Source organism: Skermanella mucosa, from assembly GCF_016765655.2.
GTDB lineage: Bacteria > Pseudomonadota > Alphaproteobacteria > Azospirillales > Azospirillaceae > Skermanella > Skermanella mucosa.
Map to the genome: position 1 here is coordinate 1052501 of NZ_CP086106.1, position 18784 is coordinate 1071284.

General features: G+C 68.9%; 19 protein-coding genes, 2 tRNA genes and 2 rRNA genes (1 of these 23 only partly in view). 18 read left to right on the plus strand and 5 right to left on the minus strand.

What is annotated here, in order from left to right:
- The 3 genes from JL100_RS04800 to JL100_RS04810 form a co-directional block, all read left to right on the plus strand.
- A 23S ribosomal RNA gene (locus JL100_RS04800) occupies window positions 1-800 on the plus strand (it extends 1943 nt beyond the left edge of the window).
- Window positions 801-904: 104 nt separating this feature from the next.
- Window positions 905-1019 (plus strand): 5S ribosomal RNA (gene rrf / locus JL100_RS04805).
- 74 nt (window positions 1020-1093) lie between these two features.
- Window positions 1094-1170, plus strand: a tRNA-Met gene (locus JL100_RS04810).
- Between the two features lie 205 nt (window positions 1171-1375).
- Here the strand turns inward: JL100_RS04810 and JL100_RS04815 are convergent.
- Window positions 1376-1450, minus strand: a tRNA-Thr gene (locus tag JL100_RS04815).
- 162 nt (window positions 1451-1612) lie between these two features.
- Here JL100_RS04815 and dapB point away from each other — a divergent pair.
- Complete coding sequence (gene dapB, locus JL100_RS04820) at window positions 1613-2413, plus strand: 4-hydroxy-tetrahydrodipicolinate reductase (protein WP_202682238.1); 801 nt, start codon at window positions 1613-1615, stop codon at window positions 2411-2413.
- A gap of 135 nt (window positions 2414-2548) precedes the next feature.
- On the opposite strand, the gene JL100_RS04825 is transcribed toward dapB, so the two are convergent.
- On the minus strand, window positions 2549-2767 hold the full coding sequence (locus JL100_RS04825; RefSeq protein ID WP_202682237.1) for a hypothetical protein: 219 nt from the start codon (window positions 2765-2767) through the stop codon (window positions 2549-2551).
- On the opposite strand from JL100_RS04825, the gene JL100_RS04830 reads away from it, so the two are divergent.
- From JL100_RS04830 to JL100_RS04865, 8 genes are all read left to right on the plus strand, one after another.
- On the plus strand, window positions 2766-3662 hold the full coding sequence (locus JL100_RS04830; protein ID WP_202682236.1) for a lytic transglycosylase domain-containing protein: 897 nt from the start codon (window positions 2766-2768) through the stop codon (window positions 3660-3662). The two genes, JL100_RS04825 and JL100_RS04830, sit on opposite strands and share 2 nt — an antisense overlap.
- A 42-nt stretch (window positions 3663-3704) precedes the next feature.
- Complete coding sequence (locus tag JL100_RS04835; RefSeq protein WP_202682235.1) at window positions 3705-3893, plus strand: hypothetical protein; 189 nt, start codon at window positions 3705-3707, stop codon at window positions 3891-3893.
- A gap of 164 nt (window positions 3894-4057) precedes the next feature.
- On the plus strand, window positions 4058-5347 hold the full coding sequence (gene murA, locus JL100_RS04840) for a UDP-N-acetylglucosamine 1-carboxyvinyltransferase (protein WP_202682234.1): 1290 nt from the start codon (window positions 4058-4060) through the stop codon (window positions 5345-5347).
- Window positions 5348-5400: 53 nt separating this feature from the next.
- The gene (locus JL100_RS04845) at window positions 5401-5904 is read left to right on the plus strand and encodes a DUF2948 family protein (protein WP_202682233.1); all 504 of its coding nucleotides are present in this window, start codon (window positions 5401-5403) and stop codon (window positions 5902-5904) included.
- Window positions 5905-6177: 273 nt separating this feature from the next.
- Window positions 6178-7251: a non-hydrolyzing UDP-N-acetylglucosamine 2-epimerase gene (gene wecB, locus JL100_RS04850; protein ID WP_323378415.1), complete on the plus strand. Its 1074-nt coding sequence runs from the start codon at window positions 6178-6180 to the stop codon at window positions 7249-7251.
- Entirely contained in the window at window positions 7241-8536 is a 1296-nt protein-coding gene (gene wecC, locus JL100_RS04855; protein ID WP_202682231.1) for a UDP-N-acetyl-D-mannosamine dehydrogenase, read from the plus strand. The genes wecB and wecC overlap by 11 nt, the downstream gene beginning before the upstream one ends.
- A gap of 171 nt (window positions 8537-8707) precedes the next feature.
- The gene (locus JL100_RS04860; RefSeq protein WP_202682230.1) at window positions 8708-9826 is read left to right on the plus strand and encodes an NADH:flavin oxidoreductase/NADH oxidase; all 1119 of its coding nucleotides are present in this window, start codon (window positions 8708-8710) and stop codon (window positions 9824-9826) included.
- Window positions 9827-9858: 32 nt separating this feature from the next.
- Complete coding sequence (locus JL100_RS04865) at window positions 9859-10869, plus strand: LLM class flavin-dependent oxidoreductase (protein WP_202682229.1); 1011 nt, start codon at window positions 9859-9861, stop codon at window positions 10867-10869.
- A 208-nt stretch (window positions 10870-11077) separates the two neighbouring features.
- On the opposite strand, the gene JL100_RS04870 is transcribed toward JL100_RS04865, so the two are convergent.
- Window positions 11078-11218: a hypothetical protein gene (locus JL100_RS04870; protein ID WP_202682228.1), complete on the minus strand. Its 141-nt coding sequence runs from the start codon at window positions 11216-11218 to the stop codon at window positions 11078-11080.
- A gap of 359 nt (window positions 11219-11577) precedes the next feature.
- Between JL100_RS04870 and JL100_RS04875 the strand changes: the two genes are divergently transcribed.
- Window positions 11578-11895, plus strand: coding sequence for a hypothetical protein (locus tag JL100_RS04875; protein WP_202682227.1), 318 nt, complete (start codon window positions 11578-11580; stop codon window positions 11893-11895).
- 65 nt (window positions 11896-11960) lie between these two features.
- Here the strand turns inward: JL100_RS04875 and JL100_RS04880 are convergent, their stop codons facing one another.
- Window positions 11961-12179 carry a DUF1150 family protein gene (locus tag JL100_RS04880; RefSeq protein WP_158044092.1) on the minus strand — a complete coding sequence of 73 codons (219 nt, stop codon included), beginning with the start codon at window positions 12177-12179 and terminating at the stop codon, window positions 11961-11963.
- A 190-nt stretch (window positions 12180-12369) separates the two neighbouring features.
- Entirely contained in the window at window positions 12370-12849 is a 480-nt protein-coding gene (locus JL100_RS04885) for an Hsp20 family protein (RefSeq protein WP_202682226.1), read from the minus strand.
- A 316-nt stretch (window positions 12850-13165) separates the two neighbouring features.
- On the opposite strand from JL100_RS04885, the gene trpB reads away from it, so the two are divergent.
- The 5 genes from trpB to JL100_RS36660 all read left to right on the plus strand — a co-directional run bounded on the left by trpB (window position 13166) and on the right by JL100_RS36660 (window position 18691).
- Complete coding sequence (gene trpB, locus JL100_RS04890) at window positions 13166-14377, plus strand: tryptophan synthase subunit beta (RefSeq protein ID WP_202682258.1); 1212 nt, start codon at window positions 13166-13168, stop codon at window positions 14375-14377.
- Window positions 14374-15297 carry a tryptophan synthase subunit alpha gene (trpA, locus tag JL100_RS04895; protein ID WP_202682225.1) on the plus strand — a complete coding sequence of 308 codons (924 nt, stop codon included), beginning with the start codon at window positions 14374-14376 and terminating at the stop codon, window positions 15295-15297. The genes trpB and trpA overlap by 4 nt, the downstream gene beginning before the upstream one ends.
- Window positions 15298-15425: 128 nt before the next feature.
- The gene (gene accD, locus JL100_RS04900; RefSeq protein WP_202682224.1) at window positions 15426-16487 is read left to right on the plus strand and encodes an acetyl-CoA carboxylase, carboxyltransferase subunit beta; all 1062 of its coding nucleotides are present in this window, start codon (window positions 15426-15428) and stop codon (window positions 16485-16487) included.
- Window positions 16426-17781 (plus strand): bifunctional folylpolyglutamate synthase/dihydrofolate synthase, encoded by a 1356-nt coding sequence (locus JL100_RS04905; protein ID WP_211113109.1) that lies wholly within the window; start codon window positions 16426-16428, stop codon window positions 17779-17781. The genes accD and JL100_RS04905 overlap by 62 nt, the downstream gene beginning before the upstream one ends.
- 214 nt (window positions 17782-17995) lie before the next feature.
- Window positions 17996-18691, plus strand: coding sequence for an OmpA family protein (locus JL100_RS36660; RefSeq protein ID WP_323378416.1), 696 nt, complete (start codon window positions 17996-17998; stop codon window positions 18689-18691).
- The last annotated feature ends 93 nt before the right edge of the window (window positions 18692-18784 follow it).

An 18784-nucleotide genomic window follows, 5' to 3' on the forward strand; every position in this document is an offset into this window, starting at 1 on the left:
GCAGTGGTGCCAGGGTTCCCATGTGTAGGATAGGTGGGAGGCTTTGAAGCCAGGGCGCCAGCTCCGGTGGAGCCATCCTTGAAATACCACCCTTGGGATCTCTGGCATCTAACCGCGCTCCCTGAACCGGGAGCCGGGACCCTGCATGGCGGGGAGTTTGACTGGGGCGGTCGCCTCCCAAAGAGTAACGGAGGCGCGCGAAGGTTGGCTCAGAGCGGTCGGAAATCGCTCGACGAGTGCAATGGCATAAGCCAGCCTGACTGCGAGACCGACAAGTCGAGCAGAGACGAAAGTCGGCCATAGTGATCCGGTGGTCCCGCGTGGAAGGGCCATCGCTCAACGGATAAAAGGTACGCCGGGGATAACAGGCTGATCTCCCCCAAGAGTCCACATCGACGGGGAGGTTTGGCACCTCGATGTCGGCTCATCACATCCTGGGGCTGGAGCAGGTCCCAAGGGTTCGGCTGTTCGCCGATTAAAGTGGTACGTGAGCTGGGTTTAGAACGTCGTGAGACAGTTCGGTCCCTATCTGCCGTGGGTGTCGGAGTGCTGAGAGGCGCTGTCCCTAGTACGAGAGGACCGGGATGGACGCACCTCTGGTGTACCGGTTGTGGCGCCAGCCGCATCGCCGGGTAGCTAAGTGCGGACGGGATAACCGCTGAAAGCATCTAAGCGGGAAACCCCCCTCAAAACAAGCACTCCCCGAGAGCCGGGATAGACCATCCCGTCGATAGGAGGCGTGTGGAAGCGCGGCAACGCGTGAAGCTAAGCCTTACTAATCGCTCGATCGGCTTGATCCCAACGCGGCGCGTCATGCGCAGCAGCAAGCCCGCAGTACAAAGCATCCGTCGAAGACGCATCGCATCCTCATCACCTGCCTCAAGGCACCCGGGCGCTTGGTCGACCTGGTGGTCATAGCGAGGGGCCCGCACCCGATCCCATCCCGAACTCGGCCGTGAAAACCCTCCGCGCCAATGGTACTGCGTCTCAAGACGTGGGAGAGTAGGTCGCCGCCAGGTCCACCAACCGCCCGGACGCCTCCAAGGCAGGACCAACCGTCACGAATTCTCTCATCACATGTCCCGCACCCTGACGCGGGGTGGAGCAGCCCGGTAGCTCGTCAGGCTCATAACCTGAAGGTCGCAGGTTCAAATCCTGCCCCCGCAACCAAGTCCCAGCGAAAAGCCCGGATCTCACGATCCGGGCTTTTCGCTGTTCGCCGTTCCTTACGTTGAAAACCCACTCGGCCTTCAGGACGACCGATGGCACGACTGAACGCCGCGCTCGAAGAGGGCGGGGGACAAGGAAGCTGCGATGGGTAATTGAAAGGGGGCTCCGCAAGCCTCTACCGGATCCAGCCGAAGGCGATCCGGGATGGTGCTGCTGGACAGGATTGAACTGTCGACCTCTCCCTTACCAAGGGAGTGCTCTACCACTGAGCTACAGCAGCGCCGTTTGCGGTGGCGCGGTATATGCCATAGCGATTCCGCCTTCGCAAGGCCAAAGGTTCGCTTTCCATGATTTAAAATCAGCCGCCTTCCCGGGATGTCCGCAACGCCGGATCGTGCTAAAGCTCCGCCCACACAGGGAAATCCAGCAGGGAGTGCAGGTGATGAAGATCGGTGTGGTTGGCTGTTCCGGGCGCATGGGCCAGATGCTGGTGCGCCGCGTCCTGGCGACGGAGGGGTGCAGCCTTGCCGGCGGGACCGACCGGACGGGAAGCGACGCGATCGGCAAGGACATCGGGACGCTGGCGGGCCTTGATCCCATCGGCATGCTGGCAACGGACGATCCGGTGCAGCTCTTCGCCGACGCCGACGCGGTGATCGACTTCACCCGCCCGGAGGCCACCGAGCGGCATGCCGCCCTGGCGGCGCAGGCCAGGACGGTCCATGTCGTCGGGACCACCGGCCTCAATCCCGCCCAGACGGAAGCGTTGCGCAAGGCGGCGCAGCACACCCGCATCGTCCACGCGCCGAACATGAGCCTCGGCGTCAACCTGCTGATGGTCCTGGTCGAGCAGGTCGCCCGGACGCTGGGGCCGGACTTCGACATCGAGATCCTGGAGATGCACCACCGCCATAAGGTCGATGCGCCGTCGGGCACCTCGCTGGGCCTGGGGCGGGCGGCGGCGGCGGGGCGGGGCGTCGATCTCGACGCGGTCTCGGCGCGCGTGCGCGACGGACACACCGGCGAGCGGCGCCGCGGCGACATCGGCTTCGCCGTCATGCGCGGCGGCGACGTCGTCGGCGACCACAGCGTCGTCTTCGCGGGGGAGGGGGAGCGGATCGAGCTGGGCCACCGGGCCAACGACCGGCAGATCTACGCAGTCGGTGCCGTCCGCGCGGCGCTCTGGGCCCATGGCCAGCCGCCCGGCCTCTATTCCATGCGAGACGTCCTCGGCCTCGGCTGAAGTATTAACGCGCGGGCCCGGGAATAGCGCTCCCAGCGGCGGCGAAAGGCTCCGATCACCCTGCGAATCGGAGAGTCGAAACGTCGCCGTCCCCTCGATCTTCTATTTTTGTTCTCTGCGACATTTTGGACTGGCTCATCCAACGACCAGTCCCCAGCCCGGAATCTGTCTGAAGAAAGGCATAGAAACGGCAATTTCGAGGTGTTTGTCGCTTGACAGTGTTGCCGCCGTATCAGTAAGCCAGGGGAGGCAAGCTTCAAACGAAACCTTAAGAAAGAGGCGCAACCCCATGACTGACAAGCGTAACCAGGGACGCCGGCAGATCTGTTCAAGTTTTGGGGTGAAGGCGTCCATGGTACTCCTTTTGGGGGGGCTTGTCTCGGGTTGCGCGAGCACCGGCCAGATCGGCGCTTCGGGTCCTTCGGCGATGGAGCCCGTCCAGGTCGCGGCGCTCGCCCCGGCGCCGGCCCTGCCGCCCGATCCCAAGGATCCCTGGCGGGACCTGATCGCCGAGGCGGCCGAGCGCTTCGACGTCCCGGAGCAGTGGATCAGGGCGGTCATGCATCGGGAGAGCGGCGGGCGCGCCACCGTCAATGGCCGGCCCATCACCAGCCCGGCCGGCGCCATCGGCCTGATGCAGGTCATGCCGGCGACCTATGCCGAGCTGAGCGAGCGCCACGGCCTGGGGCCGTCCCCGACCGATCCGCACGACAACATCATGGCCGGCACCGCCTATATCCGCGAGATGTACGACCAGTTCGGCAGCCCCGGCTTCCTGGCCGCCTACAATTGCGGCCCGGCCTGCTACAGCGCGGTCCAGGCCGGCCGCCAGCGGCTGCCCCGCGAGACCCGCCTTTACATGGCGGCGCTGGCTCCCGTGGTCGGCCGGACCGCGCCGCGCGGCACCGACGGTATCCCGGCGGCGCCCGTCCTGGTCGCGGCCGCCGACCGGCCGAACCCCGTTCCCCCGGCCAAGCCGTCGCAGCCGGTGCGAGAGACCGTGCAGGTCGCCGCCGTCGCGGAGCCGGCACGCATAGAGACCGTCCGCGCGGCGGCCGTCAGTTACGAGATCGCCAGCATCGACGAGGAGGACGTGGACGTGCCGCGGCTCTCCGCGCGTTCGTCGCGCCGGGAGAGCGAGGGCAGGGTGATGATGCGCTTCACCCCCATGGGCGGCATCGACGCCTGCGGCAGCCTTCGCGACGTCGCCGACGCCTGCCAGCCGCTCGACGACGCTGGCCGTTCGTGATCCCTTTGGCCTGATCCCCCTGGCCTGATGATCGGGGCCGAGATGACCGATGACCAGCCTCCTTCGAAGCCCCCCGGCGTGCCCGGCCCCACCCGGCAGGAGCGGCAGGCCGCCGCCCTCCGGGAGAACCTGCGCAAGCGCAAGGAGCAGGCGCGGGAGCGGCGCCAGTCCGGCGTTCCGGCCGCTCCGGACCCGGCTTCTCCGGGACGGGAAGAGGACGGCGACCCTTGAGCTTCGCCCTGGCGTCGGGTAGAAGCGCGGGCGCGCCCTGATTTTCGTGATACCCCCGAAGGGCACGGCGGCGTGGCATGATGGGCCGCCGGTGTGATCAACGGTCCATTAACCATAGCCGTCCTAGATAGTCGCCGCTCCCATCAAGGTGAATTGAACAACCCATGGACAAGATCCGGATTCGCGGCGGCCGGCCGTTGCGCGGCAGCCTGGCGGTCGGCGGCGCGAAGAACGCGGCGCTGCCCCTGATGACGGCCAGCCTGCTGACCGACGAGACCCTGACGCTCGCCCAGCTTCCCCACCTGGCCGACATCACCACGCTGGCCAACTTGCTGGCCCAGCACGGCGTCGTATTCGGCATGGACGGCTCCGCTCCCCAGGACGGCGCCGCCGGCCGCGTGATCGAGCTGACCACGCGGGAGATCACCAGCACCACCGCCCCCTATGACCTGGTCCGCAAGATGCGCGCCAGCGTCCTGGTGCTGGGGCCGCTGGTCGCCCGCTGCGGCATCGCCAAGGTGTCGCTGCCCGGCGGCTGCGCGATCGGCGCCCGGCCGGTCGACCTGCACATCAAGGGCCTCGTCGAGATGGGCGCCCGGATCGAGCTGGAGGGCGGCTACATCCTGGCCTCCGCCCCCAACGGCCTGCACGGCGCCCGGATCGTCTTCCCCACGGTGTCGGTCGGGGCGACCGAGAACCTGCTGATGGCCGCCTCGCTCGCCAAGGGCGAGACCGTGCTGGTCAACGCCGCCCGCGAGCCGGAGGTGACCGACCTCGCCCGCTGCCTGATCGCCATGGGCGCCGAGATCGAGGGGTTGGGCACCGACACGCTGCGCATCCAGGGCAAGGACCGGCTGCACGGCGCCTACCACACCATCGTGCCCGACCGGATCGAGACCGGCACCTACGCCATGGCCGCCGCGATCACCGGCGGCGACCTGGAACTGATCAACGGCCGGCTGGAGCATCTCCAGTCCGTGACCAAGGTGCTGGGCGGCGCCGGCATCTCCTTCACCGAGACCGAGCGCGGCTTCCGCGTGGCGCGGGCCAACGGCGTCATGACCGGCGTCGACGTCATGACCGAGCCGTTCCCCGGCTTCCCGACCGACCTCCAGGCCCAGATGATGGCGCTGATGTGCGTCGCCGACGGTGCCGCCATGATCACCGAGACGATCTTCGAGAACCGCTTCATGCACGCGCCGGAGCTGGCGCGCATGGGCGCCAAGATCACCGTCCACGGCGCCTCCGCCCTGATCCGCGGCGTGCCGCGGCTGACCGGCGCGCCGGTCATGGCGACCGACCTGCGCGCGTCCGTCTCGCTGGTCCTGGCCGGCCTCGCCGCCGACGGCGAGACCGAGGTCAACCGGGTCTACCACCTGGATCGCGGCTACGAACGGCTGGAGGAGAAGCTGTCGGCCTGCGGCGCGGACATCGAGAGGGTGAAGGCGGGCTGATCCCTGCCTATATGCGGGAGGACTCAGTACCCCCTGCAGGCGAGACGACACCCATGAGTGCCCCGATGAAGCTACGCGCGGAGGACCGCGAAGACCTCCAGGTCATTTCCGGAATTCTCCAGGACGCCATCGTGCCGATCGGCGAGATGTGCTTCCTTCCGGAAGACAACCGCTTCGTCATGGTCGCCAACCGCTTCAAATGGGAGAGCGCGGTCGAGGACCCTCCGCCCGACCTTCCGGATGCCGCGGCCGATGCCAGCCCGGTGGATGCCAGTTATGACGGCGACGACGGCGACGACATCACGGTCCCGTTCGAGCGGACCAATTGCGGCATCTGCTTCGACGGCGTGACCGCGGTGAAGACCAAGGGCATCGACCTGCACCAGCGCCGCCAGATGCTGGCCCTGCTGGCGCTGGAGGGCATGGACGGCGGCGTCGCCCTGCATTTCTCCGGTGGCGGCTGCATCAAGCTGGAAGCCTCGGGCTGGGTCTGCCGCCTTCAAGACATCGGCGAGCCCTGGCCGACGACCCGCCGTCCCGCCCACCCGATGGATTGAATAGTCCTCATATCCGGACTTTCACCGGGCAAATGAAAATAAGTAAAATGCAAAGCAAACACTTCCAAATCCCAAGCCCGGCACAGTGGTAACCCGTTCTCGCCTGGGTTCCTTCGGGAAACGACCTTAGGCGGCATTGACCGCGACGACCGTGGTCGAGCAATTTTCCTGACTGAAGCTACAGGCCGGGGCGCTGCTCCGGCCGCCCGCCAGCGGTCAGGACGGATGCGGAAAATACTCTCGGTCATCGGCACGCGCCCTGAAGCGATCAAGATGGCTCCGGTCATCCGCGCGCTCGACGGGGCTCCCGATGTCCAAAGCCTGGTCTGCGTCACCGGGCAGCACCGGAGCATGCTCGACCAGGTGCTGGCCCTGTTCCGGATCGTGCCGGACCACGACCTCGACATCATGAAGCCGGGCCAGACCCTGGCGGATATCACCACGGCGGTGCTGACCGGCCTGACCCGGCTGTTCGCCGAGATCAAGCCCGACCGGGTGCTGGTCCACGGCGACACCACCACGGCCATGGCCGCGACGCTGGCCGCCTTCTACGCCCGCATCCCCGTGGCCCACGTCGAGGCGGGGCTTCGCACCGGCGACCTCCAACAGCCCTGGCCGGAGGAGATGAACCGCAAGGTCATCGACAGCATGGCCGACCTGCTGTTCGCGCCCACGGCCAGCTCCCGCGACAACCTGCTGCGCGAGGGGCTGGGGAACCGCCGCATCCTGGTCACCGGCAACACGGTCATCGACGCGCTGCTGCACACCGTCGGCCGGCTGCGCGGCGACGCCGGCCTTGCCCGCGAGATGGACGCCCGCTTCCCGTTCCTGTCCGGGGGCAAGCGGGTGATCCTGGTCACTGCGCACCGGCGTGAGAGCTTCGGCGGCGGTTTCGAACGGATCTGCCACGCCCTGGCGCGGCTCGCCGACCGGGGCGACACGGCGGTCGTCTATCCGGTCCACCTCAACCCCAATGTCCGCGAGCCGGTGATGCGCCTGCTGGGCGACCGTCCCGGCATCCACCTGATCGAGCCCCAGGACTATCTGCCCTTCGTCCACCTGATGGAGCGCTCGACCCTGATCGTCACCGACAGCGGCGGCCTCCAGGAGGAGGCGCCCTCCCTGGGCAAGCCGGTGCTGGTGATGCGCGACGTGACCGAGCGTCCGGAAGCGGTCGAGGCCGGCACGGTCCAGCTTGTCGGCACCGACATCGACCGCATCGTCGGCGCGGCGCGGCGCCTGCTCGACGACGAGCGGGCCTATGCCGAGGCCCGGCGCGCCCACAATCCCTACGGCGACGGCTTCGCCGCCCAACGAATCCTCCAGGAGCTGACCCGTGCAGCATAAGTTCTCGCGCGTCGCGATCATCGGCCTCGGCTATATCGGTCTGCCCACCGCCGCCACGCTCGCCAGCCGCGGGGTGGAGGTGATCGGGGTGGACGTCAACGAGCACGCCGTCTCCATGATCACCCAGGGCAAGGTCCATTTCAGCGAGCCCGACCTGGACATGCTGGTCCGCGCCGCGGTCATGACCGGCAAGCTGCGCGCCGTCGTGACGCCGGAGCCGGCCGAAGCCTTCATCATCGCGGTGCCCACCCCCCTGACGGAGGACAAGCGGCCCGACCTCGGCTATATCGACGCGGCCGCCCGGTCCATCGCCCCGGTGCTGGAAGCCGGCAACCTGATCGTCCTGGAATCGACCTCGCCGGTCGGCACCTCGGCCCGGCTGTCGCGCCAGCTCGCCGAGCTGCGCCCGGACCTGACCTTCCCCCACGCGGCGGGCGAGCGCTCCGACATCCGCATCGCCTATTGCCCGGAGCGCATCCTGCCCGGCCGCATGGTGCTGGAGCTGGTCGAGAACGACCGCATCATCGGCGGCCTGACCCCGGCCTGCGCCGCCCGCGCCGACCAGCTCTACCGGATCTTCGTCAAGGGCGCCTGCCTGATGACCGACGCCAACACCGCCGAGCTGGTCAAGCTGACCGAGAACGCCTACCGCGACGTCAACATCGCCTTCGCCAACGAACTGTCGATGATCTGCGACGGCATGGGCCTGGACGTCTGGCGGGTGATCGAGCTGTCGAACCGCCATCCCCGCGTCAAGATCCTCCAGCCCGGCCCCGGCGTCGGCGGCCACTGCATCGCGGTGGACCCCTGGTTCATCGTGGACGGCGCGCCGGAGGCGTCGCGCCTGATCCGCACCGCGCGTGAGGTCAACGATTCCAAGCCGCTCCACATCATCGAGCGCATCCGACGCCACGCCCAGCGCTTCAAGGACCCGGTGATCGCCTGCCTGGGCCTGACCTACAAGCCCAACGTGGACGATCTGCGGGAGAGCCCGGCGCTGGAGATCACCGCCCACATCGCCCGGGAAGGGCTGGGCAAGGTGCTCGCGGTGGAGCCCCACGTGGCGCGCCTGCCCCGGGAGCTGGCCGAGTTCGGCAACCTGAGCTTCTGCGACATGTCCGAAGCCTTGGCGGAGGCCGACATCGCCGTCCTGCTGGTGGACCATGCGGAGTTCCGCGCCATCGAGGCCAAGGAGTTGCTGAACAAGATCGTCATCGACACCCGCGGCTTCTGGCGCGACCGCCTCTACGTCCCCGACCGCTACGGCCGCGCCGCCGCGGAGTAGGAAGATGCCCGGGAGGGTGCGCGTCCCGCGCACCATGGGCGGCGGGACGCCGCCCCTCCGGTTTCCCGGCTCCGGCCGGGCAGCCATGCGCGTCCGAACCTTCTCCCCGGCGGTTACCGTAGCCATGTGAAACGCTTGGCGCCAAACCGTCCCCAGGGAGAAAGACTTGCCATGACCAGCAGCCTGTTCACGCCGATCGACCTTGCCGGCGTCACTTTCGCCAACCGCATCGTCGTATCGCCGATGTGCCAGTACAGCGCGGAGGACGGCAACGCCAACGACTGGCACGTGATGCATCTCGGCATGCTGGCGAACTCCGGCGCCTCCCTGCTGATCCTGGAAGCCACGGCGGTCGAGGCGGCCGGCCGCATCACCCCCGGCGATCTCGGCCTTTACAGCGACGAGAACGAGGCGGCTCTGGCCCGCGTCATGGCGGCCGTGCGGCGTTACGGCACCGCCAAGCTGGGCATCCAGGTCAGCCATGCCGGCCGCAAGGCGTCGGCCCAGCGCCCCTGGGAAGGCGGCCGGTCGCTGCCGGCGGGGCAGGGCGAGTGGCAGACCATCGCCCCCTCCACGATCCCGTTCGCCGAAGGCTGGCCGGCCCCGCGCGCCTTCGAGGCGGAAGACTTCCGGCGCGTGCGCGATGGCTTCGTGGCGACCGCCACACGGGCCGCCCGGCTGGGCTTCGACCTGATGGAGCTCCATGGCGCCCACGGCTACCTGCTGCATTCCTTCCTGTCGCCTCTCGCCAACCGGCGCGAGGACTCGTATGGCGGCGACTTCGACGGCCGCACCCGCTTCCCGCTGGAAGTCTTCGACGCCGTCCGCGAGGTCTGGCCGTCCGACCGGCCGCTCGGCATCCGGATCAGCGCGTCGGACTGGGTGGACGGCGGCTGGACCATCGAGGAGTCCATCGCCTTCGCCAAGCTGCTCAAGGCCCGTGGCTGCGACTTCATCGACTGCTCCAGCGGCGGCGTCACACTGGGCATCAAGATCCCGACCTCGCCCGGATATCAGGTGCCCTTCGCGGCCCGCGTCCGTCGCGAGGCCGAAATCCCCACCATGGCCGTCGGCCTGATCGTCGAGCCGAAGCAGGCGGAGCGGATCGTCGCCAGCGGCGAGGCCGACATGGTGGCGCTCGCCCGCACCGTCCTCGACGAGCCGCACTGGGGCTGGCGCGCCGCCCGCGAGCTGGGCGGGCAGGTCGCCTTCCCACCGCAATACGCCCGCGCCGCGCCCGACCTCTGGCCCGGCCATTCCTTCCGCGAAGACTCCTCGGTCATGGACTGACTCCCGCGACCGGGATCGATTGGATGAAAATCATGAACAAGCTGTCCGAAACCCCCGTTTCGGTTCTGGACCTGTCGCCTCTGGTGGAAGGGGCGACTCCGGCCGACTCCTACCGCTGCACGCTCGACCTCGCGCGGCACGCCGACCGCTGGGGCTATAACCGCTACTGGCTGGCGGAGCACCACAACATCCCCGGCGTCGCCAGCTCGGCGACCGCCGTGCTGATCGGCCATGTCGCCGGCGGGACCGAACGCATCCGCGTCGGCTCCGGCGGGATCATGCTGCCGAACCACGCTCCCCTGGTGGTGGCCGAGCAGTTCGGCACGCTTGAGTCCCTCTATCCCGGCCGGATCGACCTGGGCCTCGGCCGCGCGCCCGGCACCGACCAGGTGACCGCCCACGCGCTGCGCCGCGACCTCAACCAGACCGGCGAAGAGTTCCCGCAGCTCCTGGCCGAACTGCGGGCCTATTTCCGCCCGGCCGTCCCCGGCCAGCGGGTCCGGGCGATCCCGGGGGAGGGGATGGACATCCCAATCTGGCTGCTCGGCTCCGGCGGCTTCAGCGCCCAGCTCGCCGGTCAGCTCGGGCTGCCGTTCTCCTTCGCGCGCCAGTTCTCGCCGGCCAACACGCTGCCGGCCCTCGACCTGTACCGGCGCGCCTTCCGCCCGTCGGAAGTCCTGTCGCAGCCTTACGCCATGGTCGGCATCAACGTGGTGGCCGCGGAAAGCGACGAGGAGGCCCGGCGCCTGTTCACCTCCCACCAGCAGAGCTTCCTGAACCTGGTCCGCGGCCATCCCATGCGGATCGCCCCGCCGGTGGACGACATGGACGAGCTGTGGTCCGAGCGCGAGCGCGCCGCCGTGGAAAGCCAGCTCCGCGGCTCCATCGTCGGGTCTCCGGAAACCGTCCGCGCCGGCCTGGAAGCCCTGCTGGAGGACACCGCCGCCGACGAGATCATGGTCAGCGGCATGGTCTTCGACCACGCGGCACGCTTGCGGTCCTACGAGATCGTGGCCGATGCCTTCGGCAATCTCCGCTCCTGACCAAGGCTGTAGGGCACGGTTGTCACCGTTCATCCCTCCCCTCGCGCACCAAGTCCTCGGCCAGCGGCCGGGTTCCGGCCGGAGTAAGGGCACGCAGATGTGCAAGCTCCGAGAGGACGCTCCGGAAGCCACAGCCCGATGATCGTCGCGAAGGCCGGATCTATGCGCACGTGTACATAAACGACGCGCCCGCCGGGGCCGGTTCAAGTTAGCCCCGGCGCGCCTTGGGCGTGTAGATGAACACGCCTCCGGTATAGTCCGTCAGCCTCTTGCCTTCCAGGTATCTTCTGCCGCCCTCCAGCAGGTCGAACAGGCCGGCGATCTGCCTGCCGGCATCCTTCACGGACACGGCGAGTTCCCGATCGATCAGGATTACATGCGTCCCCGGCATGTCATGCGGCGGCGGCTGTTTCGGCCCATTCCGCGTAATCGTCCGGCGTGGCTTCCACCAACTCCCCATCGGCCGGTTCCAACGCGGAGCGCCACACGTCGGAGAACTATTCCTTCATGGTTTCCTTGGGCACGATCCCGTTAGATGGAGCGCCTTTTGGCACCCCATGCTCCCGCCGCGCCTGGACCGAGAGAGTTCCCGGCAGATGGGTAAGCCCCACCATGGCTCCCGGATCGCTTTCCCTGTAAGCGCTGGAGAAGAAATCGCTGGCGCTGGCGCTGCGGGCCGTCGAACTGCGCCTCAAGCTGCGCGGCGCGATGCTGGACATTCCCGTCACGGCGGAGGAGGCCACCCAGCCGGCGGCGCAGATGCAGAGAGCGACCTCGGATAGTGACCCGGCGCAGAGGGACCTGAAGGCCGGCGCCCCGGGAACTGCCGACCCCGCCGCGAAGGCCGACCCGGCGCGGGGCCGGCGCGGCGGCAAGCCGGACTTCCTGCGCCTAAACGTGCCCGGCCCCGGCGGCAATTCCCTCCGCCGCACTTCCCGCCGAACCGCCGGCCTGTTCGTCACCACGTCGCTGTCGGCTGCCTGGGATGTTCCGCCGATCCTGCCGCCGACGGTTCGGGCCGCGTGACCGGCCCCCGGTGCGGCGGCCTTCAAGCCACCGGCACCGGCTTCCCGCGCGCCAATGCCCGCGCGTCAGTGGACACTGACGGGCTCCAGCTCGTGCTGGCGGACGGCCGCGAAGGCGGCTTCGCGCTCGGGCATCACGGTCAGGGGCGTGCCGTCGGCGGCGTGGATCGCGTAGCCGGTGGAGCCGTCGACGTCGACCACCTTGATATAGGCCAGGTCGTTGACGCCGAATGCCACGAAGTCCTGGCTGGAGATCTGGCGCAAAGAGTTCGGGCTGATATTCATGATTTCAGGTCTTTCTATAACGAATTGCTACGAAACTGTCCGGCGGGCGCAGCCCGCATTCCCGGCTGGAAAGGGCGCGGCCCGCGATCATCTCACAACGGGTCCGGCCCGTGTTCCTACAAGGACAACATGCCGCGGGGCGATTTGTGCTGCCGTGCCGCCTCTGACCAACCGGCCCGGAACCCCTGGCCTAGGAACGCCCCGTCTCGGGCGTCACGTCGATCGTCCGGGCGGTGGCGCCGTCGTCCAGCCCGCCGGCCGGCTGCTGGATCGCGATGGTCCGCACCTTCGGCTCCGGGATCGGGCGCTTCAGGTCGATGTGAAGCAGGCCGTTGTCCAGGGTGGCGCCGACCACGTCGATCCCCTCCGCCAGGACGAAGCTGCGCTGGAACTGGCGCGCCGCGATCCCGCGATGAAGGTATATCCGCGATTTGTCGTCGGTCTGGCGGCCCCGGATGACGAGCTGGTTGTCCTCGGTCTGGACCGTCAGGTCGTCCATGGTGAAGCCTGCCACCGCCAGCGTGATGCGCAGGCCGTCCTCGCCGATCTGTTCGATGTTGTAAGGCGGATATCCCTCCGCCGAGTTCTTCGAAATCCGGTCGAGCGTCCGCTCGAACTGGTCGAAACCCAGCAGGAGCGGGCTGTTGAAAAGGGACAATCGTGTCGTCACGCGGCATCCTCCTCCAGCGAGCGAGTAGCTATGCGGGCCCGGAACCGGCACCCCGGCGGCAGCCCCGGTCGGCGCTGCCCTATCCCTAGATGGGGAATCCGCCGCCGCTGGGCAAGGCTGCCCTGCGTCGCGCCGATCTCATGCGCATCATCCTTTAAAAACAGATGGCGCGCGGCTATGGTGGCCGCTCCCGGAAGGCACGAGAGTTATAGCAGTGACATCTCCGACCACCAACACGCCGACTTCCACCATGTCCGCCGCCCCGACCGCAACCGCGGCCGGCGACGGGCAGCCCGGCGACCAGCTGGGTAGCGTGATGCAGCGGCTGAACACCTACCGTTCCGGTCCCGACGAGCACGGGCATTTCGGCATCTATGGCGGACGCTTCGTCGCCGAGACGCTGATGCCCCTGATCCTGGAGGTCGAGCAGGCCTACAACGCCGCCAAGGTCGATCCCGCCTTCAAGGCGGAGCTGCGCCATTACCTGACGCATTATGTCGGCCGGCCCAGCCCGCTGTACCTCGCCGAGCGGCTGACCGCGCGGTTCGGCGGCGCCAAGGTCTATTTCAAGCGGGACGAGCTGAACCACACCGGCGCCCACAAGATCAACAACTGCATGGGCCAGATCCTGCTGGCCAAGCGGATGGGCAAGCGCCGCATCATCGCGGAGACCGGGGCCGGCCAGCACGGCGTCGCGACCGCCACGGTCTGCGCCCTGTTCGACCTTCCCTGCACGATCTACATGGGCGAGACCGACATCGAGCGGCAGAAGCCCAACGTCTTCCGGATGAAGCTGCTGGGGGCGGAAGTCAAGCCGGTCAGCTCCGGCTCGCGCACCCTCAAGGACGCCATGAACGAGGCGCTCCGCGACTGGGTGACCAATGTCGACGACACCTTCTACATCATCGGCACCGTCGCCGGCCCGCACCCCTATCCGGCCATGGTGCGCGACTTCCAGTCCGTCATCGGGGAGGAAGTGCGGGAGCAGATGATGGCCGCCGAGGGGCGGCTGCCAGACAGCCTGGTCGCCTGCATCGGCGGCGGCTCCAACGCCATGGGCCTGTTCTATCCGTTCCTGGACGAGCCGACCGTCCGCATGGTCGCGGTCGAGGCTGCCGGCCACGGCATCGAGACCGGTGCCCACGCCGCCTCGCTGACCGGCGGGCGCCCCGGCGTCCTGCACGGCAACCGCACATACCTGCTCCAGAACGAGGACGGCCAGATCACCGAGGGCCACTCGATCTCGGCGGGCCTCGACTATCCCGGCATCGGGCCGGAGCATTCCTGGCTGCACGATGTCGGCCGGGTCGAGTATATCTCGGCCACCGACAACGAGGCGCTGGACGCCTTCCAGATGTGCTCGCGCCTGGAAGGCATCATCCCGGCGCTGGAGCCGTCACACGCGCTGGCCGCCGTCACCAAGCTGGCGCCGACCCTGCCCAAGGATCACCTGCTGGTGATGAACCTGTGCGGCCGGGGCGACAAGGACATCTTTACCGTGGCGGACGCCCTGGGGGTCAAGATATGAGCGCTGCCATCGACCATGGCGACACCGCGGCGGCCGTGGCCGCCCAATCCGGCCAAGCTCTTTCCGGCCGGGCTCATTCCAGCCGCGCGGCCGACAGCGGGCGGCTCGCCGCCCGGTTCGAGACCCTGAAGCGCGAGGGGCGCGGCGGGCTGGTGACCTTCGTCAGCGCCGGCGATCCCGACTACGCCACCAGCCTCAAGCTGGTCCAGGGCCTTCCGGGCGCCGGCGCCGACGTGATCGAGCTGGGCATGCCCTTCACCGATCCCATGGCCGACGGCCCGTCGATCCAGGCCTCGTCCCTGCGGGCGCTCAAGTCCGGCATGACCCTGCGCGGCACGCTGCGGCTGGTGGAGGAATTCCGCCTGACGGACGCCGAGACGCCGATCATCCTGATGGGCTATTACAATCCCATCTACGCCTACGGCGTCGACCGCTTCCTGACCGACGCGCGGGCCGCCGGCGTGGACGGACTGATCGTGGTCGACCTGCCGCCGGAGGAGGACGTCGAGCTGTGCCTGCCGGCGCTGGCGGCCGGCGTCAACTTCATCCGGCTGGCGACGCCCACGACCGACGACCGGCGCCTGCCGGCCGTGCTGGAGAACACCAGCGGCTTCATCTACTACGTCTCGATCGCCGGCATCACCGGCGCGGGCGCCGCCACCGACGAGGCGATCTCCGCCGCCGTCGAACGGCTGCGCCGCCATACCGACCTGCCGGTGGCCGTGGGTTTCGGCATCACCACGCCGGCAGCCGCCGCCTCCGTCGCCCGGCTCGCCGACGCGGCCGTGGTCGGGTCGGCCATCGTCAACCGAATCGCCGCCAACCTGGACGAGAACGGCTCGCCCGCTCCCGGACTGGTCGACGACGTACTGGCCTTCGTGCGAACCCTGTCCGACGGCGTCCGCGCCGCGCGCGGCTGACCTCGAGGCATCCGCCTCCAGGTACGCTTTCCAGGCAAGCTTCCCAGGGACCGGCCCCCAAGCACCCAGCCTCCCGAGCAATCCGCCTCCAAGCATTCAGCCTCCACGAACGGCGAAGACCCCGAACCATGAACTGGCTTACCAATTTCGTCCGCCCCAAGATCCGCGCGCTCTACACCAAGAAGGAAGTGCCGGACAATCTCTGGCACAAGTGCGCCAACTGCGAGGCGATGATCTTCCACCGCGACCTGGAAGAGAACCTCCATGTCTGCCAGCACTGCGGCTTCCACATGCGCCTGGATGCCGACAAGCGGCTGAAGACGCTGTTCGACGACGACGACTACCAGGTCATCGAGCTGCCCAAGGTGACGGTCGATCCGCTGCGCTTCCGCGACCAGAAGCGCTACACCGACCGCCTGAAGGAAGCCCAGGCCAAGACCGGCAAGAGCGACGCGATCCAGGTCGCCCACGGCAGGATGGGCGGCATCCCGACCGTCATCGCCGCCTTCGACTTCGGCTTCATGGGCGGTTCCATGGGGATCGCGGTGGGCGAGGGGCTGCTGGCCGCGGCACGGCTCGCCGTCCTCCAGGAGGCGCCGCTGGTCGTGGTGCCGTCCTCCGGCGGCGCCCGCATGCAAGAAGGCATCCTGTCGCTGATGCAGATGCCGCGCAGCACCATCGCGGTTCAGATGGTGAAGGAGGCGGGGCTTCCCTACATCGTCGTCCTGACCGATCCGACCACCGGCGGCGTCACGGCCTCCTTCGCGATGCTGGGCGACCTGCACATCGCCGAGAAGGGCGCGCAGATCGGCTTCGCCGGCGCCCGCGTGATCGAGGACACCATCCGCGAGACCCTGCCCGAAGGCTTCCAGCGGTCCGAATACCTGATGGAGCATGGCATGGTGGACATGGTTGTCCACCGCAAGGACCTCAGGGCCACGCTGATCCGGGTGCTCGACCTGCTGGTCCGGCCCGGTCCCTCCGCCGAGATCGTTCCCCTGCCGAAGCCGGAGGCAGAGGCGCCCGCCGCGACGGCCAAGGCTGCCCCGACCGAGGCCGAGCCGGTGGACGCGGTCGAGCCCGAACCGGCGGCCCCGGCCCCTGCGCAACCCCAGAGCGGTGAGACAGTTGAGCCAGCCCCCAACGGCGCCCCGGCCGCCGTCGCCCCCGGTGATCGTCCCGAGCGGTGAGCGTGCCGATCCGGTCCTGGACCGGCTGAAGCACCTTCACCCCAAGGTCATCGACCTGTCGCTCGGCCGGACCCTCCGGATGCTGGAAGCCGTCGGCAGCCCGCACCTGCGGCTGCCGCCGGTGGTCCATGTGGCGGGGACCAACGGCAAGGGATCGACCATCGCCTTCCTGCGGGCCTTCCTGGAGGCGGCGGGACGGCGCGTCCATGTCTATACCTCGCCCCATCTGGTACGATTCCACGAGCGCATCCGGCTGGCCGGGGACCTGATCGCCGACGACCATCTCGCCGCCACCCTGGAAGAGTGCGAGGCGGCGAACCGGGGCGAGCCGATCACCTATTTCGAGATCACGACCGCGGCCGCCATGCTGGCCTTCTCCCGCGTGCCGGCCGACGTGCTCCTGCTGGAGACCGGGCTGGGCGGCCGGCTCGACAGCACCAACGTGATCGACCGCCCGGCGGTGACGGCGCTGACCCGCATCTCCTACGACCACATGCAGTTCCTCGGCCCGACCCTGTCCGCCATCGCGGGCGAGAAGGCCGGCATCATGAAGCCGGGCGTTCCCGCCGTCGTGGCGCCGCAGCCGGCGGAAGAGGCCATGGCGGTCTTCCGCGCCAGGTCCGCCGCGATCGGCGCCCCGCTCCATGCCGCGGGGGAGGACTGGACGGTCGCGCCGGTGGCGGACGGCTTCCGGTTCGAGGGACCCGGCCGACGCGCCGACCTGCCGCTGCCGGCGCTGCCGGGCGCACACCAGATCGTCAATGCCGGGGTGGCGCTGGCCTGCCTCGACCATCTGCCCGGCCCCCGGGTACCCGACGCGGCGGTGGTGCGCGGCCTGGCGGAAGTCTCGTGGCCCGGCCGGCTCCAGCGGCTGACGCGCGGCCCCCTGGTGGACCGGCTGCCCCCGGGATGGGAGCTATGGCTGGACGGCGGGCACAATGATTCCGCCGGCGAGGTGCTGGGCGCCCAGGCCGCCCGCTGGGCCTCGGCCGACGGGCTGCCGCTCAACCTGATCTTCGGCATGCTCGCGACCAAGGAGCCGGCCGACTTCCTGCGGCCGCTGGCCCCCCACGCGCCGCTGCTCCGCGCGGTCGCCGTTCCGGGCGAGGAAGCCTCCCTCCCGCCGCAGGCCGCGGCGGAGGCCGCGCGCGCCGCCGGCATCGCCGACGCCAAGCCGGCCGCCGGCGTGGAGGAGGCCCTTGCCGAACTCATGGCGCGCGCCGCTGGGCCGACCCGCGTGATGATCTGCGGCTCCCTCTACCTCGCCGGCGCCGTCCTCGCCTGCCACGGTTGAATAAGTGGCGGCCAGCCGTAGGTCGGCCTTCGCCCGTCAGGGCGAACGCCGACACATTACATCGACTCTCCGGCCACGTTGTCGGCGTCGGCCTTCGGCCGAGGCCGACCTACGTCCAAATAAACGATTGGTGAACCCGTTCACTGCGCGGCGCCGCCGCCGCGGTTAGCTTCCCCTCCATGCACAGGCCAACGCCCCGCCATGGAGACCGGACATGAACAGCGCCTTCGCCCGCCGCCTCGCCGCCACCGCCGCCGTCCTGCTCGCCCCGGCCCTGGCTTCGCCGGGCGGCGCGGCCGAGGTCAGGATGTTCGACCGCCCGCCCACCGTTTCCGAGGTCCAGGAACTGCTGAGCGCCCCGGCGCCGCGCTACCGCAGCATCGAGATCGTCGGCGCCGCCGGCAAGGCCGCCCAGAACGCGGCGCCCGCACCGGCCCCCGCCAGCTACTCGCCGCCGGTATCGGCATCAATCCCGGAACCGGCCGTGGCATCCGCCCAGCAGGTCGTTCCCGCCGTCGCCGAGGCTCCCATGCCCCGTGCCGAGGTCGCCGCGGCCCCGCCGGCTCCTGAAGTGGACGCGAAAGCCTTCGGCTTCCGCATCAACTTCGCCTTCGACTCAGCCGTCATCCCGGCCGAGTCCTTCGACTACATCGACGCGGTCGGGCAGGTCCTGCGCGACGCGCCCGATCTCCGCGTCAAGGTCGAGGGCCATACCGACGCGTCCGGCAGCGACGCCTACAACCAGGTCCTGTCGGAGAGGCGGGCCCGGGCCGTCGCCGAGTATCTGGCCGCGAAGCACGGGATCGCAGGTTCCCGTATCCAGGCCGTCGGCATGGGCGAGGCCCGGCCGCTCGCCGAGAACGCCTTCGACAAGATGAACCGCCGCGTCCAGTTCGCCCGCGTGAACTGAAATACCCGACCGGGCGGGATCGACCTATCCAGAAGACTCCCGACCCCAAGGGCATTTTAACTTTGTTCGATCCTGTCCGACAATCGGCCCAGC